The organism is Streptomyces flavusporus, from assembly GCF_046267975.1.
In the GTDB taxonomy this organism is placed as follows: domain Bacteria; phylum Actinomycetota; class Actinomycetes; order Streptomycetales; family Streptomycetaceae; genus Streptomyces; species Streptomyces flavusporus.
On the sequence record NZ_CP176503.1, the window covers coordinates 3881012 to 3895351 of the forward strand.

General features: G+C 70.1%; 15 protein-coding genes and 1 riboswitch. Of the genes, 7 read left to right on the forward strand and 8 right to left on the reverse strand.

The window, feature by feature from the left end:
- Positions 1 to 29: 29 nt before the first annotated feature.
- Positions 30 to 608, reverse strand: coding sequence for a 2'-5' RNA ligase family protein (locus ACKTSN_RS18320; RefSeq protein WP_409470109.1), 579 nt, complete (start codon positions 606 to 608; stop codon positions 30 to 32).
- A 264-nt stretch (positions 609 to 872) separates the two neighbouring features.
- Positions 873 to 1886 (reverse strand): tryptophan--tRNA ligase, encoded by a 1014-nt coding sequence (trpS, locus tag ACKTSN_RS18325; protein WP_409470110.1) that lies wholly within the window; start codon positions 1884 to 1886, stop codon positions 873 to 875.
- A gap of 89 nt (positions 1887 to 1975) precedes the next feature.
- On the opposite strand from trpS, the gene ACKTSN_RS18330 reads away from it, so the two are divergent.
- The 4 genes from ACKTSN_RS18330 to ACKTSN_RS18345 all read left to right on the forward strand — a co-directional run bounded on the left by ACKTSN_RS18330 (position 1976) and on the right by ACKTSN_RS18345 (position 5051).
- A complete protein-coding gene (locus ACKTSN_RS18330; protein WP_409470111.1) occupies positions 1976 to 2578 on the forward strand; it encodes an RNA polymerase sigma factor in 603 nt (200 codons plus the stop codon).
- Entirely contained in the window at positions 2571 to 3437 is an 867-nt protein-coding gene (locus ACKTSN_RS18335; protein WP_409470112.1) for a hypothetical protein, read from the forward strand. The genes ACKTSN_RS18330 and ACKTSN_RS18335 overlap by 8 nt, the downstream gene beginning before the upstream one ends.
- 99 nt (positions 3438 to 3536) lie before the next feature.
- Positions 3537 to 4286, forward strand: a complete 750-nt coding sequence (locus ACKTSN_RS18340; RefSeq protein WP_409470113.1) for a hypothetical protein — start codon at positions 3537 to 3539, stop codon at positions 4284 to 4286.
- Between the two features lie 63 nt (positions 4287 to 4349).
- A complete protein-coding gene (locus ACKTSN_RS18345; protein ID WP_409470114.1) occupies positions 4350 to 5051 on the forward strand; it encodes a hypothetical protein in 702 nt (233 codons plus the stop codon).
- A gap of 38 nt (positions 5052 to 5089) precedes the next feature.
- Here ACKTSN_RS18345 and ACKTSN_RS18350 read toward each other — a convergent pair whose 3' ends face one another.
- A complete protein-coding gene (locus ACKTSN_RS18350; protein WP_409470115.1) occupies positions 5090 to 6541 on the reverse strand; it encodes a glycine hydroxymethyltransferase in 1452 nt (483 codons plus the stop codon).
- Positions 6542 to 6582: 41 nt separating this feature from the next.
- Positions 6583 to 6690, reverse strand: a riboswitch (ZMP/ZTP riboswitch).
- Between the two features lie 25 nt (positions 6691 to 6715).
- Positions 6716 to 8080 carry an RNA-guided endonuclease InsQ/TnpB family protein gene (locus tag ACKTSN_RS18355; protein WP_409470116.1) on the reverse strand — a complete coding sequence of 455 codons (1365 nt, stop codon included), beginning with the start codon at positions 8078 to 8080 and terminating at the stop codon, positions 6716 to 6718.
- Between the two features lie 70 nt (positions 8081 to 8150).
- Here ACKTSN_RS18355 and ACKTSN_RS18360 point away from each other — a divergent pair, with 70 nt between their 5' ends.
- On the forward strand, positions 8151 to 8300 hold the full coding sequence (locus ACKTSN_RS18360) for an Arc family DNA-binding protein (protein ID WP_409470117.1): 150 nt from the start codon (positions 8151 to 8153) through the stop codon (positions 8298 to 8300).
- A 113-nt stretch (positions 8301 to 8413) separates the two neighbouring features.
- Positions 8414 to 9619: an ornithine--oxo-acid transaminase gene (gene rocD, locus ACKTSN_RS18365; protein ID WP_409470118.1), complete on the forward strand. Its 1206-nt coding sequence runs from the start codon at positions 8414 to 8416 to the stop codon at positions 9617 to 9619.
- Between the two features lie 8 nt (positions 9620 to 9627).
- Here the strand turns inward: rocD and ACKTSN_RS18370 are convergent, their stop codons facing one another.
- The 3 genes from ACKTSN_RS18370 to ACKTSN_RS18380 form a co-directional block, all read right to left on the reverse strand.
- A complete protein-coding gene (locus ACKTSN_RS18370) occupies positions 9628 to 10812 on the reverse strand; it encodes a glutathionylspermidine synthase family protein (protein WP_409470119.1) in 1185 nt (394 codons plus the stop codon).
- A 48-nt stretch (positions 10813 to 10860) separates the two neighbouring features.
- Positions 10861 to 11238 carry a hypothetical protein gene (locus ACKTSN_RS18375; protein WP_409470120.1) on the reverse strand — a complete coding sequence of 126 codons (378 nt, stop codon included), beginning with the start codon at positions 11236 to 11238 and terminating at the stop codon, positions 10861 to 10863.
- Between the two features lie 67 nt (positions 11239 to 11305).
- Positions 11306 to 12739, reverse strand: coding sequence for a PLP-dependent aminotransferase family protein (locus ACKTSN_RS18380; RefSeq protein ID WP_409470121.1), 1434 nt, complete (start codon positions 12737 to 12739; stop codon positions 11306 to 11308).
- 47 nt (positions 12740 to 12786) lie between these two features.
- Between ACKTSN_RS18380 and ACKTSN_RS18385 the strand changes: the two genes are divergently transcribed.
- A complete protein-coding gene (locus ACKTSN_RS18385) occupies positions 12787 to 13296 on the forward strand; it encodes a carboxymuconolactone decarboxylase family protein (protein ID WP_409470122.1) in 510 nt (169 codons plus the stop codon).
- Positions 13297 to 13385: 89 nt separating this feature from the next.
- On the opposite strand, the gene ACKTSN_RS18390 is transcribed toward ACKTSN_RS18385, so the two are convergent.
- Positions 13386 to 14339: an ABC transporter substrate-binding protein gene (locus ACKTSN_RS18390; RefSeq protein ID WP_409470123.1), complete on the reverse strand. Its 954-nt coding sequence runs from the start codon at positions 14337 to 14339 to the stop codon at positions 13386 to 13388.
- Position 14340 lies beyond the last annotated feature (1 nt).

The following is a 14340-nucleotide window of genomic DNA, read 5'->3' on the forward strand; positions in this document are numbered from 1 at the left end:
GCGGTCGGTAGGTATCGGCCGGCCGGCTTTTACCGGCTCGGAATGGTGCCCCGCTCCACAGGCCCCGCCTGCGGCGGCACGGCCGCGCTCCCGAAGGTGAACTCGCGCAGCTTGCGCCACACCCCGTCGGGGCCCTGCTCATAGAGGGCGAAGCCGACGCAGGCCCACTCCGCCCGGTAGTCGGCAAGCTCCTCGTAGGCACGGTTCATGGCCTCGTCGTCGATGCCGTGGGCCACGGTGACGTGCGGGTGATAGGGGAACTGCAGTTCGCGCGCCAACGGCCCCGACGTGTCGCGCACCCGCTTCTGCAGCCGGGCGCAGGCCTCGGCACCGTCGACCACCTGCACGAACACGACCGGCGAGAGGGGCCGGAAGGTGCCGGTGCCGGACAGCCGCATCGCGAAGGGGCGCCCGGCGGCTGCGACCTCCGCGAGGTGCGCCTGGATCGCGGGCAGCTCCGAGGCCTCGACCTCCGTCGGCGGCAGCAGGGTGACGTGCGTGGGGATGCCGTGAGCCGCGGCGTCGCCGAAGCCCGCGCGCCGCTGCTGGAGCAGGCTGCCGTGCGGCTCCGGGACCGCGATCGACACACCGATCGTTACGGTCCCCACGTCTTCTCCTGTCGTCGTGTTGGTACGTCCCGTGCGTGGCGGGTGGCCGCGAGTACGGCTGCCCGGCTATCGACTGTACGGCCACGGCTGCGCCCTGGGCAGGCGTGGCCGTAGTGATGTGCAGCGCTGTGAGGGGCCGCGCGCCGAGAGCCGTCCCGGGGTCGATCCGTGTCCGGATCCGTGCTCGGTTCGGTGCTCGCTGCGGCGCGCGGCCGGTTGCTCGGCTGGGTCGCTCGGCTCGGTTGCTCGGCTCGGTTGCTCGGCTCAGTGTTTGGCCGGGAGGAAGCCCACCCTGTCGTAGGCCTGCGCCAGCGTCTCCGCGGCGACGGCGCGCGCCTTCTCCGCGCCCTTGGCCAGGACCGAGTCGAGCGTCTCCGGGTCGTCCAGGTACTGGTTGGTCCGCTCCCGGAACGGCGTCACGAACTCGACCATGACGTCGGCGAGGTCGGTCTTGAGCGCACCGTAGCCCTTGCCGGCGTACTTCTCCTCCAGTTCCCCGATTCCGGCCCCGGTGAGGGTCGAGTAGATGGAGAGGAGGTTGCTGACGCCCGGCTTGTTCTCCGGGTCGAAGCGGATCACGGTGTCCGTGTCGGTGACGGCGCTCTTGACCTTCTTGGCGGTGGTCCTGGGCTCGTCGAGAAGGTTGACGAGGCCCTTCGGCGTGGACGCCGACTTGCTCATCTTGATCGACGGGTCCTGAAGGTCGTAGATCTTCGCCGTCTCCTTGAGGATGTACGGCTTCGGGACCGTGAAGGTCTCGCCGAACCGGCTGTTGAAGCGCTCGGCGAGGTCGCGGGTGAGCTCGATGTGCTGGCGCTGGTCCTCGCCGACCGGGACCTCGTTGGCCTGGTAGAGCAGGATGTCCGCGACCTGGAGGACCGGGTACGTGAACAGGCCGACGGATGCCCGGTCCGCGCCCTGCTTGGCGGACTTGTCCTTGAACTGGGTCATGCGGGACGCCTCGCCGAAGCCGGTGAGGCAGTTCATGATCCAGGCGAGCTGGGCGTGCTCGGGGACATGGCTCTGGACGAAGAGCGTGCAGCGCTCCGGGTCCAGCCCGGCGGCGAGGAGCTGGGCGGCGGCGAGGCGGGTGTTGGCCCGCAGCTCCTTCGGGTCCTGCGGAACCGTGATCGCGTGCAGGTCGACGACCATGTAGAACGCGTCGTGGGTCTCCTGCAGGGCCACCCACTGGCGGACGGCGCCGAGGTAGTTGCCGAGGTGGAACGAGCCTGCGGTGGGCTGGATTCCGGAGAGCACGCGGGGTCGATCAGAGGCCATGCACACCATTCTCTCAGGTCTCGCGGACCGGTCCGGAACTGACGCGAAACAGGTGGGAACCGATTCGGCTTCCGCGGTGTACCAAGAGTGTGAGGACGCGGGAGGGGGGCCGCATCGTCGATGAGGCCGCGGTGATCGCACGCGTACGAGCCGGAGAGCCGGAGGCGTACGCGGAGCTGGTGCGGGCCCATACGGGCATCGCACTGCGGGCGGCCGCGGCGCTCGGGGCGGGTGCGGACGCGGAGGACGCGGTGCAGCAGGCCTTCGTCAAGGCGTACTGCGCGCTGGGGCGGTTCCGGGACGGTTCGGCGTTCCGGCCGTGGCTGCTGTCGATCGTCGCCAATGAGACGAGGAACACAGTGCGCACGGCGGCCCGGCAGCGCACGCTCGCCGGCCGGGAGGCGGCCTTCGTGGAGGCCGAGCCGCTGATACCGGAATCGGCGGACCCGGCGGTGGCGACGCTGCGCACGGAGCGCCGCGTGGCCCTGCTGGCCGCCCTGGAGAAGCTGAGCGAGGAGCACCGCCTGGTCGTCACCTACCGCTATCTGCTGGAGATGGACGAGCCGGAGACGGCCCAGGCACTGGGCTGGCCCCGGGGGACGGTGAAGTCCCGACTCAATCGCGCACTGCACAAGCTGGGCAGGCTGCTGCCGGATTTCGAGCCCGGGGAAGGGGGTGAGGAGCATGGGTGAGGAGCGCCATTCGTACGACGGTGACGGCGGCCCCGGGCTGCCGGAGGAGCTGCGGTCGCTAGGGCGGTCCCTTGACCGGCCGGGGTCGGACGGCGCCGAGACGATGGTCGAGCGGGTGCTGGAGCAGATACTCGCCGAGCAGATTCCGGTGCCGGTGGCCGAGCCGGCGGGGGCCGGGGAGCGGCTGCGCTCGGCGCGGCGGTGGACGCGGGCGCGGTGGCGTTCGCTGACCGCGGTGCTGTGCGGTCTGCTCACGGTGCTCGTGCTCACGCCCCCGGTGCGGGCGGCGGTCTTCGACTGGTTCGGCTTCGGCGGGGTCGAGGTGCGTTACGACCCGTCGGCCCGGCCGTCGGCGAGCGCCGAGGTGCCTGGCTGTGAGACCTCGGAGTCGGTGTCGCTTGGTCAGGCCGAGCGCCGGGCCGGGTTCGAGCCGGCTGTGCCGCGGGCACTGGGCGCGCCGGACACGGTGACGGTGACCGGGGAGCAGCGGGGGCGGTTCCTGGTGAGCCTGTGCTGGCAGGAGGGCGAGCGGACGATACGGCTGGACGAGTTCTCGGCGCGCCTGGACACCGGCTTCATCAAGACCGTGCGGGAGCAGCCGGAGTGGATCACGCTGGGCGACTCCTCCGTGCCGGAGCCTGCTCTGTGGTTCGCGCGGCCGCATCTGCTGAGCTTCTGGCTCGTGGGCGCGGACGGTTCTCCCTACACCCGCAAGGAGCGGACGGCCGGACCGACGCTGCTGTGGACGCACGGGACAGGCGCGGCGGACGACGACAGCCTCACGCTGCGGCTGGAGGGTGTGACGTCGAAGGAGCGGGCAGTGGAGATCGCGAAGTCGCTGGAGAAGTCCTCCGAATAGTCGGTCCGGTGTGGGAACCCCGGCGGGTCGGGCGGTGTACCAGAAGTGACACGCGGCTCGCGGACGGGCCGCACGGCGATCGACTGCTTGGGGGTTCGGATGCGCAGGCGAGTGCTCGGCTCGAAAGGCGGATGGCGTCGACTGACGGCGCTGGCGGGGGCGTTGACGGTAACGCTGGGGATGTTCGTGTGGGGTGCGGCGCCCGCCTCGGCCGGGGGGCCGACGAGCGCGTTCCTGGCCTCGCCGGCGACCGGGGAGACGGCGGGGCTGTACTACTCGGACCGGGAGTACACCCAGCTGGACTCCCTCCTCCAGGCGGGCATGCTCGGCAAGCCGCCCAAGGACGCGATGGTGGACCGGCGCATCACCGTCACCTGGCTCGTACACGACACCTCGCCCTGGCGGGTCGACTGGATCTTCCCGGTCACCGACGGCAAGGACGTGTGGGTGCACCGGTCGATGAGCATCACCGAGCCGACCAGGGGCAGCTGGCACCTTGCCCCGAACCCCGAGCGCCTCCGGGCCCTGCTCACCGACCTGAACATGCTGGGCAAGCCCGACGGCGACGAGGACTTGTCGGCCTTCTCGCTCGGGGAGACGTACGCGACGGACGGGCAGGACGGCACCACGACGGAGACGGTGCCGGCCGAACCGGCGGAAGGACCTGCGGCACCCCAGAGCGCCGCGACGGCATCGCGGATGAGCGATGACACCGACTGGTGGTGGGCCCTGCCCGGCGGGGCGGCCGGTGCGGTGCTTGCGCTGACCCTGCGGCCCTTCGCCACGCGGTTGCCGCTGGGCGGTCGGCGCGGGGAGCCGGGGCCCCGGCAGGAGCTGCTGGACGCGTGAGCGCCGGGCATGCGGGACGAGCGCGGCGGACGGATGAGATCGGTAGGGGGAGGTCGAGGGCGAATGAGGGACCGAAGGGGGCGGACGGCGGCGCGGCTCGCGGTGCTGGGGCCGGTGTCGGCGGCGCTGGCTCTGTGCGGCGGAGCGCCGACGGCCGGGGCAGCCGGCAGAGCGGCTCGGGCGCCCGATCTGGCGATGGTGGTCGTGGGCGGTGCCGGGCAGCCGACCGCGGTGCGGTCCGGTGAGCAGCCGTTCGCGCGGCTGTGGCAGTTGCTGGAGCCGATGTACACCGGGACGGAGCGGGTGCCTGAGGCCTGGACCGAGGGCCGGTATCCACCGGTGCAGATCACGGTGGTGTGGGGGCTGACGGGGGTGGGCGGCTGGCCCATGACCGACAGTCCGCCCGGCGGGGACGTGGCGATAGAGCGGCAGGATCAGCTGCTCGTCGCCGAGGACGGCACACCGTGGGTGCGTTCGGATCCGGCGCCGGACGTGGAGGACGACGACATCCGCTGGCATCGGGCGCCGCGCTCGGTCTACGAGCGGCTGGACAGGGCGGGCCTGCTGGGCGGACCGGCGAGCGAGCCCGCGCCCCAGGCCGACAGCTCGGCTCCGGCGGCGGACGCCGTGTGGTGGGCGATACCGGGCCTGGCCGTGGGCTTCGCGGCCGGGGCCGGCGGCACCCTGGCGATACGCCGCGCGGCGGCCCGCCCTGGAGGGGGACCGCCGCGGGAGGAGCCACGACAGCAGCTCATCGATCTGTGAGCGTCACCGGTCTTTGACAACTCAACAGTGGGCGCCTGTCAGCCGAGGTCGATCTCCGGGTACAGCGGGAAGCCGGCCACCAGGTCGGTCGCCCGGCGGGAGATCTCGTCCGCGATCTTGGGGTCGAGGACGTGGGCGGCCTTGGAGGGCGCGCCGGACTTGGTGGTGCCCGGCTCGGCGGTGGTGAGGACGCGGTCGATGAGGCCGGCGACCTCGTCCATCTCGGCGGTGCCCAGGCCACGGGTGGTCAGGGCGGGGGTGCCGATGCGGATGCCGGAGGTGTACCAGGCCCCGTTGGGGTCGGCCGGGATGGCGTTGCGGTTGGTGACGATGCCGGACTCGAGAAGCGCGGCCTCGGCCTGGCGGCCGGTGAGGCCGTAGGAGGAGGCGACGTCGATCAGGTTGAGGTGGTTGTCCGTGCCGCCGGTCACCAGGGTCGCGCCCCGGCGCATCAGGCCCTCGGCGAGGGCGCGGGAGTTGTCGACGATGCGCTGGGCGTAGTCACGGAAGGAGGGCTGCCGTGCCTCGGCGAGAGCGACGGCCTTGGCGGCCATGACGTGCGGGAGCGGGCCGCCCAGGACCATCGGGCAGCCACGGTCGACCTGGTCCTTGAGGGAGTCGTCGCACAGGACCATGCCGCCGCGCGGGCCGCGCAGCGACTTGTGGGTGGTGGTGGTGACGATCTGGGCGTACGGGACCGGGTCGAAGTCGCCGGTCAGCACCTTGCCGGCCACCAGACCCGCGAAGTGCGCCATGTCGACCATCAGGGTCGCCCCGACCTCGTCGGCGATCTCCCGCATGATCCGGAAGTTCACCAGACGAGGGTAGGCGGAGTAGCCGGCGACGATGATCAGCGGCTTGAACTCGCGGGCGGAGGCGCGCAGGGCCTCGTAGTCGATGAGGCCGGTGGCGGGGTCGGTGCCGTAGGAGCGCTGGTCGAACATCTTGCCGGAGATGTTCGGGCGGAAGCCGTGGGTGAGGTGACCGCCGGCGTCCAGGGACATGCCGAGCATGCGCTGATTGCCGAAGGCCTGGCGCAGCTCGGCCCAGTCGGCCTCGGAGAGGTCGTTGACCTGGCGGGCGCCGGTCTTCTCCAGGAAGGGGGCCTCGACACGCTGGGCGAGGACGGCCCAGAAGGCGACGAGGTTGGCGTCGATGCCGGAGTGCGGCTGGACGTAGGCGTGGCGGGCGCCGAAAAGCTCCTTGGCGTGCTCGGCAGCCAGGGACTCGACGGTGTCGACGTTGCGGCAGCCGGCGTAGAAGCGGCGGCCGATGGTGCCCTCGGCGTACTTGTCGCTGAACCAGTTGCCCATCGCGAGGAGGGTGGCCGGGGAGGCGTAGTTCTCGGACGCGATCAGCTTGAGCATCTCGCGCTGGTCGTGGACCTCCTGGCCGATGGCGTCGGCGACGCGCGGCTCGACGGCGCGGATCACATCAAGGGCGGAGCGGAAGGCGGTGGATTCAGTGGAGAGGGGCTGCTGCTCTGACATGTCGGCCTCCGGGCGGCGTGGCTTTCAGCGTTCGCGGTTCACGGTTCGGCCCAGGCGCACGGCACTCGCTCGCCAGGCCGTCTCAAGGCCCTCGGGGGCCGCTCCCCGATGGTCGGTCCCATCCCAGCGCGCCAGTCACGGCCCGCGAGTCAGCCTACCGGGCGCGCCGGACGATCAAGTTCCCGAGTCCACCATGCGAGCGAGGTTGACGATTCCTCTCCCTGCCGACGCTGAAGCAGGAAGATTCCCTTCCGCTACCCATGGGGTATCGGGGAGGGCTTCACGCATCCGCCTCCCGCGCTGAGCGGGGACTCGCACTGTTTGTGTGCTGCGCGTGCTGTTGATGACCGAGCCACCCGTCCGGCGGGCTCGAGCCTCAATCTCTGTCGAGGCATTGTGATCTGCGTCGTCCTCGTGTCCGCAGTGGACACATCGGAAGAGACGTCCGCAGCCTTGACGACTGTGGGGGTCGACCTTGCCGCAAGCTGCACAGGTCTGGGAGGTGTGAAAGGGCGGCACCGCGATCAGCGTGGAGCCGTACATACGGCACTTGTACTCGAGCTGGCGCCGCCGCTCTCCTGGAGCGTTGTCCAGGATGCCGCGATTCAGCCCGGCCTTCTGCCGGACTCGGTTACCAGGATGCTCGACGCTGCCCTTGGCCGACTTGGTCATGTTCTTCACGCTGAGGTCCTCGATACCAACCATGCCGTGGCTTTTGGCAAGGTCGGTGGTGAGCTTGTGTGTGAAGTCCTGGCGACGGTTGGCCTGCCGGGTCTGGAGCTTGGCCACCTGAGCGATCGTCTCGCGGAGACGGTTGCTGTACTTACCGCCCGCGTGTTTCTTGGCGTAGGTGAGCTGTCGGGCTTTCTTCTGCTCCAGAAACTTGAGGCGGGCCCGCTCCGACTTGGTCAAGGTAGGTGGCATCCGGCGCGGAGTGCTCTCGGTGGACACAAAAGCCGAGGCGCTGACACCGAAGTCCACTCCGCATGCGGGCTTGCCGTTCGGCACACTGGGCTTCCGCCCAGTGTGCACGCCGAAGGAGACATGCCAGCCGTCCCCGTCCCGCGAGACAGTGGCATTACGGATCGTGCCACCGAGAGAGCGGGAGAGACGGAACCGCACCCATCCCAGCTTGGGTAGCCGGACCTCGGCCCAATGCCGGTTGAGCTTGCGCACCTCAACGGCTTGACCAGGGAAGGAAACCGACAGGCGGTGACCGCGTGTCTTCCAGGCGGGGAACCCGGCGGGGTGGTCGGGGTTCCAAAAGTTCGCATACGCCGCGTCCAAGTGCCGGAGCACCTGCTGCGCCGCCTGCGCCGGAAGGTCGGAAACCCAGTCCATCTCCTTTCGCGCCTCGGTGAGAAACCCGCCCTGCCCCGCAAGATTCAAGGTCACGCCGCGCTGCTCGTAGACGTAGATCCGCTGGTACAGCTCCATATTCCACAACGCCCGAGCAGTGTGCCCCCATGCCTCAAGCCGACGGGCAACCTCCAGCTCCGGATACATCCGGTACCGGCGTCCGATATCAGCCTTGGACACCAAGAGCACACCTCCTCTCTCACCTGCGAATTGATGACAACCTTAGCAGAGGTGACACTATGATGGTGTCATGATTCGAATCACGCTCAGGCTTCCTGATGATGTTCATGCCCGGCTAGCCGCCCAGGCAGAGACCGACCGGCGATCCCTCAACTCTGAGATCGTGCACCTGTTGGAGGTCGCTCTCGCCGCCGTGGAGACAGAAGACGAATCACTCTGACGCGGATTCGCTTCTTTCCTTGTGCTCACGGGGCAGAACATCCCGCCCGCGCTAAAGGGGGAGGAGTAGCCGACGATGGCGGTAGGAGTTCACGCTTGTCCTCTGGAGGTCCCGTGACCACGACGGACGCCCTCATCGCCGCCGCCGAAGCCCACAGCGCACACACCTACCACCCGCTGCCGGTGGTTGTCGCCAGCGCCGACGGGGCGTGGATGACGGACGTGGAGGGCCGACGCTATCTGGATCTGCTGGCCGGTTACTCGGCGCTCAACTTCGGGCACGGCAACCGGCGGCTTATCGAGGCGGCGAAAGCGCAGTTGGAGCGGGTGACGCTGACCTCACGCGCCTTCCATCACGACCGGTTCGCGGCGTTCTGCGCGGAGCTGGCGGAGCTGTGCGGGATGGAGATGGTGCTGCCGATGAACACGGGCGCGGAGGCGGTGGAGTCCGCGGTGAAGACGGCCCGGAAGTGGGGGTACCGGGTCAAGGGCGTGCCCGCGGAGATGGCGAAGATCGTGGTCGCCGGAGGCAACTTCCATGGCCGGACAACGACGATCATCAGCTTCTCCACCGACCCGGAGGCGCGGGCGGACTTCGGACCGTACACGCCGGGCTTCGCGATCGTGCCGTACGGGGATCTGACGGCGATGCGGGAGACGATGACCGAGAACACGGTCGCGGTGCTGCTCGAGCCGATCCAGGGCGAGTCGGGGGTGATCGTGCCGCCGCCGGGTTATCTGCCGGCGGTGCGGGAGCTGACCCGGGAGCGGAATGTGCTGTTCATCGCCGACGAGATCCAGTCGGGCCTGGGGCGTACGGGGCGGACGTTCGCGTGCGAGCACGAGAGGGTCGTGCCGGACGTCTATGTGCTCGGGAAGGCGCTGGGCGGCGGGATCGTGCCGGTGTCGGCGGTGGTGTCGTCGGCGGAGGTGCTCGGGGTGTTCCGGCCCGGGGAGCACGGGTCGACGTTCGGCGGGAACCCGCTGGCCTGTGCGGTGGCGCTGGAGGTGATCGCGATGCTGCGGTCGGGCGAGTACCAGGCGCGGGCGGCGGAACTCGGCGAGCATCTGCACCGGGAGCTGGCGGCGCTGGCCGGGACCGGGCGGGTGTCGCAGGTGCGCGGGCGCGGGCTGTGGGCGGGTGTGGACATCCACCCGAGGTACGGCACCGCGCGGGAGGTGTCCGAGAAGCTGATGGACCGGGGCGTGCTGGTGAAGGACACCCACGGTTCCACCATCCGGATCGCCCCACCGCTGGTCATCGGGAAGGAGGACCTGGACTGGGGGCTGGTCCAACTTCGCGGTGTGCTGGGCGTCTAGGTTCTGCTCTAGAGGATGACGTGCGGCAGGAAGCGGGCGTACTCGTCCGTGATCAGGCCGGAGGACTCGCGGATGCCGAGGCCGGCCGACTCGTCCTCGACGACCCAGGTGCCGAGAACGACGCGGTTGCCGTCGAAGTCGGGCAGGGGAGCCAACTCCTGGTAGCAGCAGGGTTCTTCGCGCACGACCGGGTCCGCGCCCGGCTGGTGGACCGTCACTCCGGCGCCCTCGCGGCCGAGCAGGGGCTTGGCGACGTAGCCGCTGGTCGTGGCCAGTTCGCGGGGGCCGTCGAGGTAGGCGGGCAGCAGGTTCGGGTGTCCGGGGTACAGCTCCCAGAGGATGGCGAGGAGTGCCTTGTTGCTCAGCAGCATCTTCCAGGCGGGCTCGATCCACAGGGTGGTGCCGGTGCCGCCGCCGTTGTCGAGGGTGTCGAGGACGTGGTCGGCGAAGCGGTCGGTGGTGAGCCATTCCCAGGGGTAGAGCTTGAAGCAGCTGCGGATGAAGCGGAGGTGGTTGTCGACGAAGCGTCCGGAGAGGCGGTCCCAGCCGATCTCCTCCATGGAGATCCAGTCGGTGTCGAGGCCGGCCTGCTCCGCGGTCTCCTTGAGATAGGCGACCGTCATCAGGTCCTCGCCGAGTTCGTCGGCGCTGGAGTGGGCGAAGTACAGGGGGCTGCCGGGCGGGAGGAGGGCGGACTGCTTCTTCCAGGCGGCGACGAGGCGTTCGTGGAGGGAGTTCCACTGGTCGGCGCCCGGGAAGCGCTCCTCCATCCAGAACCACTGGGGGGAGGCGGCCTCGACCAGGGAGGTGGGCGTGTCCGCGTTGTATTCGAGCAGCTTGGCCGGGCCTGTGTCGTCGTAGCGCAGGTCGAAGCGGCCGTAGACGGAGGGGAGTTCGGCGCGGCGCTGCCAGGCCTCGGCGACGGCCCGGGCGATGCGCGGGTCGGTGATGCCGAGGTCGGTGAAGCGGTCGGTGGTGACGATGTGCTCGGCGGCGGCGAGGCACATGCGGTGCAGTTCCTCGACCACGTCCTCCAGCGCCTCCACCTCCGCGAGGGAGAAGACGTAGTACGCGCTCTCGTCCCAGTAGGGGCGCAGGGAGTTGTCGGGATAGCGGGTGAGCGGGTAGATGAGCCCCTGTTCCTCGACGGTCTGCTGCCAGCCGGGGCGGGGCTCGATGGTGCGGCGTTCCACGAAGCGGCTTCCTTGCGTGTCCGTCGGATCCCGTGCGATTCCGCCGGCTCAGCCGCCGCCGCTGCCGGAGCCGGAGCAGCCGAAGCCGCCGCGGTCGACGGCCTCGCTGCGGCTGAAGGTGCCGTAGTCGGCGTAGCCGCTGCTGACCTCGGCGTCGTAGTACCAGTCGGCGTCGACCCGCTTGCCGGTGCTGCTGCCGGTGCTCTTCCTGCCCTTGCCGTACGAGGAACCGGACGACGAACCGGACGAGGAGGACTTGCAGTTCTGGTCGGCGACGATCTTGTAGCCGTTGATGTAGTCATAGCTGTCGCGGTCCACACAGCGGCGGTCCGGTTCGGATCCGCAGGAGGTGAGGGCCGCGGCGATGACGCCCATGCCGCCGAGTACGACGGTGCTGGAGCGCAGCCGACGCCTGGTTTCCGCCATGTCCTTGTCTCCCCGTTGACAGTGGTCCGACCCGTGATCATAGGGGGCTTGACTGTGCGCGATCACATCAGGGCAGGGCGTTGCACAGCGCTTCCAGTGTTCCCGCCCAGGCGTGGTCGGGTGGGGTGCCGTATCCGACGACCAGGGCGTCGAGGGGCTGGGTCGGGGCGGTGGGGTGGCGGTAGCGGGACAGGCCGTGGACGGCGACGCCCTGCCAGGTGGCGGCGCGGACCACCGACTGTTCGGTGCCGGGCGGGAGTTGGAGTACGGCATGCAGGCCGGCCGCGATGCCGGTGGCGCGCACGTCCGGGGCACGTTCGGCGAGGGCGGCGACCAGGTCGTCGCGGCGGCGCCGGTAGCGCAGGCGGGCGGCGCGCACATGGCGGTCGTAGGCGCCGGAGGTGAGGAACTCGGCGAGGGTCAGCTGTTCCAGGACGCCGGCGGACCGGCCGCCACCGTGCCGGGTGACCTCCGTGACGAGGGACGGCGGCAGGACCATCCAGGCCAGGCGTAGTCCGGGGGCGAGGGATTTGCTGGCGGTGCCGAGATGGACGACGTGGTCGGGGTCGAGGTCCTGCAGGGCGCCGACGGGCTGGCGGTCGTAGCGGAACTCGCCGTCGTAGTCGTCCTCCAGGATCAGTCCGCCGGTGCGGCGCGCCCAGTCCACCACCGCGGCCCGGCGCTCGGGGAGCAGCGCCACGCCCATCGGGAACTGGTGCGCGGGGGTCAGCAGCACGGCCCGTGCGCCGGCCAGACCGTCATCGTCATCGACGGGGGTGTTCCCGGCCCCGGCGGGGCCGAGACGTTGGACGACGGTGCCGTCGGCGTCGAACGGGAGCGGGGCGGTCCGCAGGCCTGCCCGTTCCACGATGTTCCAGTGCACGTCGAGGCCGTAGGACTCCACGGCGAGAGTGCGCAGGCCGCGGGCGTGGAGGACCCCGGCGAGCAGTTCGAGACCGTGGGCGAATCCGGCGCAGACGACGATCCGGTCGGGGTCGGCGCGCACGCCGCGGGCGCGGGAGAGGTAGCCGGCGAGGGCGGTGCGCAGTTCGATGCGGCCGCGGGGGTCGCCGTAGCCGAGGGCGTCGTTCGGGGCCGAGGCAAGGGCGCGACGGGTGGCCTTGAGCCACTCGGCACGGGGGAAGGAGGCCAGGTCGGGGGTGCCGGGGATCAGGTTGTAGGCGGGTCGGCCGGGTACGCGCGGGTGCGCTGCGGTGCGTTCGGGCGGCTGGGGTACGGCCCGGTCGGTGACCCGGGTGCCGGAGCCCTGGCGGGCGGTGAGCCAGCCCTCGGCGACGAGGTCGGCGTAGGACTCGGCGACGGTGTTGCGGGCGATGCCCAGGTCGGCGGCGAGGGAGCGGGAGGAGGGCAGCCGGGTGCCGGGGGCGAGCCGGCCGGTGCGCACGGCCTCGCGCAGCGCATCGGTCAGGCCGCGCCGCAGGCCGGGTCCGGAGGGTTCGAGGTGCAGGTCGATGCCCAGAGTGGCCCGAGGTTTCGCCATGGAAATGGACCATACTCCTGGGCTGCTTCGCTCGTAGGGTCGAGGACATGACGACGACGAACGAAGAGAAGACCGTGGAGTACGCCGCCGAGATCGCGCCGCGTCTGCAGTGGGCCAAGCTCGCCCCCGACGTCTACAAGGCGATGGTCCGGCTCGACGCGGCCGCCCGTCAGGGCCTCGACCCGACGCTGTACGAGCTGGTGAAGATCCACGCCTCCCAGATCAATCACTGCGCCTTCTGCATCGACATGCACACGAAGGACGCACTGGCTGCGGGCGAGAGCGTCGAGCGGATCGTGCAGCTCAGCGCCTGGGAGGAGTCACGCCACTTCTACACCGAGAAGGAGCTCGCGGCGCTGGAGCTGACCGAGGCGGTGACCGTTCTCACGGACGGGTTCGTACCGGACGAGGTGTACGAGAAGGCCGCCAAGCACTTCGAGGAGGCCGAGCTGGCGCAGCTGATCGCCGCGATCACCGTGATCAACGCCTGGAACCGGTTCGGCGTGACCGCCCGGATGACGCCGGGCCACTACCAGCCGGGCGGGCACCACGCATGACGGCTCGTACGACGCTGCGCCTCCCGCAGCGCGCCAGGGACGCGCTGCGGGAGATCGCCGCGGACCTGAGCCAGTCCCGGGAGTAGTGGTCAGGGCAGCCACGACCGCCAGGTCGACTCGTGGCTGTCCACCCACTTCTTCGCCGCCTCCTCGGGCGTCAGCTTCTGTTCGGCGATCATCAGAGAGACCTCGTTCTGGTCCTCGGTCGTCCACTTGAAGTTCTTCAGCAGGGCCGCGGCCTTGCCGCCGTCCCGGGCGAAGTCCGTGTTGAGGTACTTCTGCAGCGGCGTGTGCGGATAGGCGCAGGCGACTTTCGCCGGGTCCGCGTCGCAGTCCTCCTGGTACGCGGGGAGCTTCACCTCGGTCATGGGGACCTTCTTGAAGAGCCACTGCGGGGAGTACCAGTACGTCAGGAAGGGCTTCTTCTCCTTGGCGAACTGCTTGATCTGGGTGATCTGCGCGGCCTCCGAACCGGCGAAGACGACCTGGTAGTCCAGCTTCAGGTTCTTCACCAGCGCCTTGTCGTTGGTGACGTAGGAGGGGGAGCCGTCCATCAACTGGCCCTTGCCGCCGCTCTCCGGGGTGCGGAACTGGTCGGCGTACTTGTTGAGGTTCTTCCAGTTCGTGACGTCGGGGTGCTGCTTGGCGAAGTACGTGGGGACGTACCAGCCGATGTGCCCGGTGACCCCGAGGTCGCCGCCTCGAGTGATCGTCTTCTTGTCGTCGACGTACCGCTGCTCCTGCTCGGGGTGGCCCCAGTCCTCCAGGATCGCGTCGACGCGGCCCTGGCTGAGGGCGTCCCAGGCGGGGACCTCGTCGACCTGGACGGTGTCGACGCGGTAGCCGAGTTCGTGTTCGAGCAGGTACTGGGCGACGGCGACGTTCGCCTGCGCTCCGACCCACGACTGCACGGACAGGGTCACGGTCTTGGCGCCCTGCGCGTTGGCGAAGGGCGAGGCCTGCTTGGTCATGTCGGCGGCTCCGCAGCCGGCGGTCAGCACCAGTACGGCGAGAGCCGCCGCCGTCATCCGCTTGCGACGCATC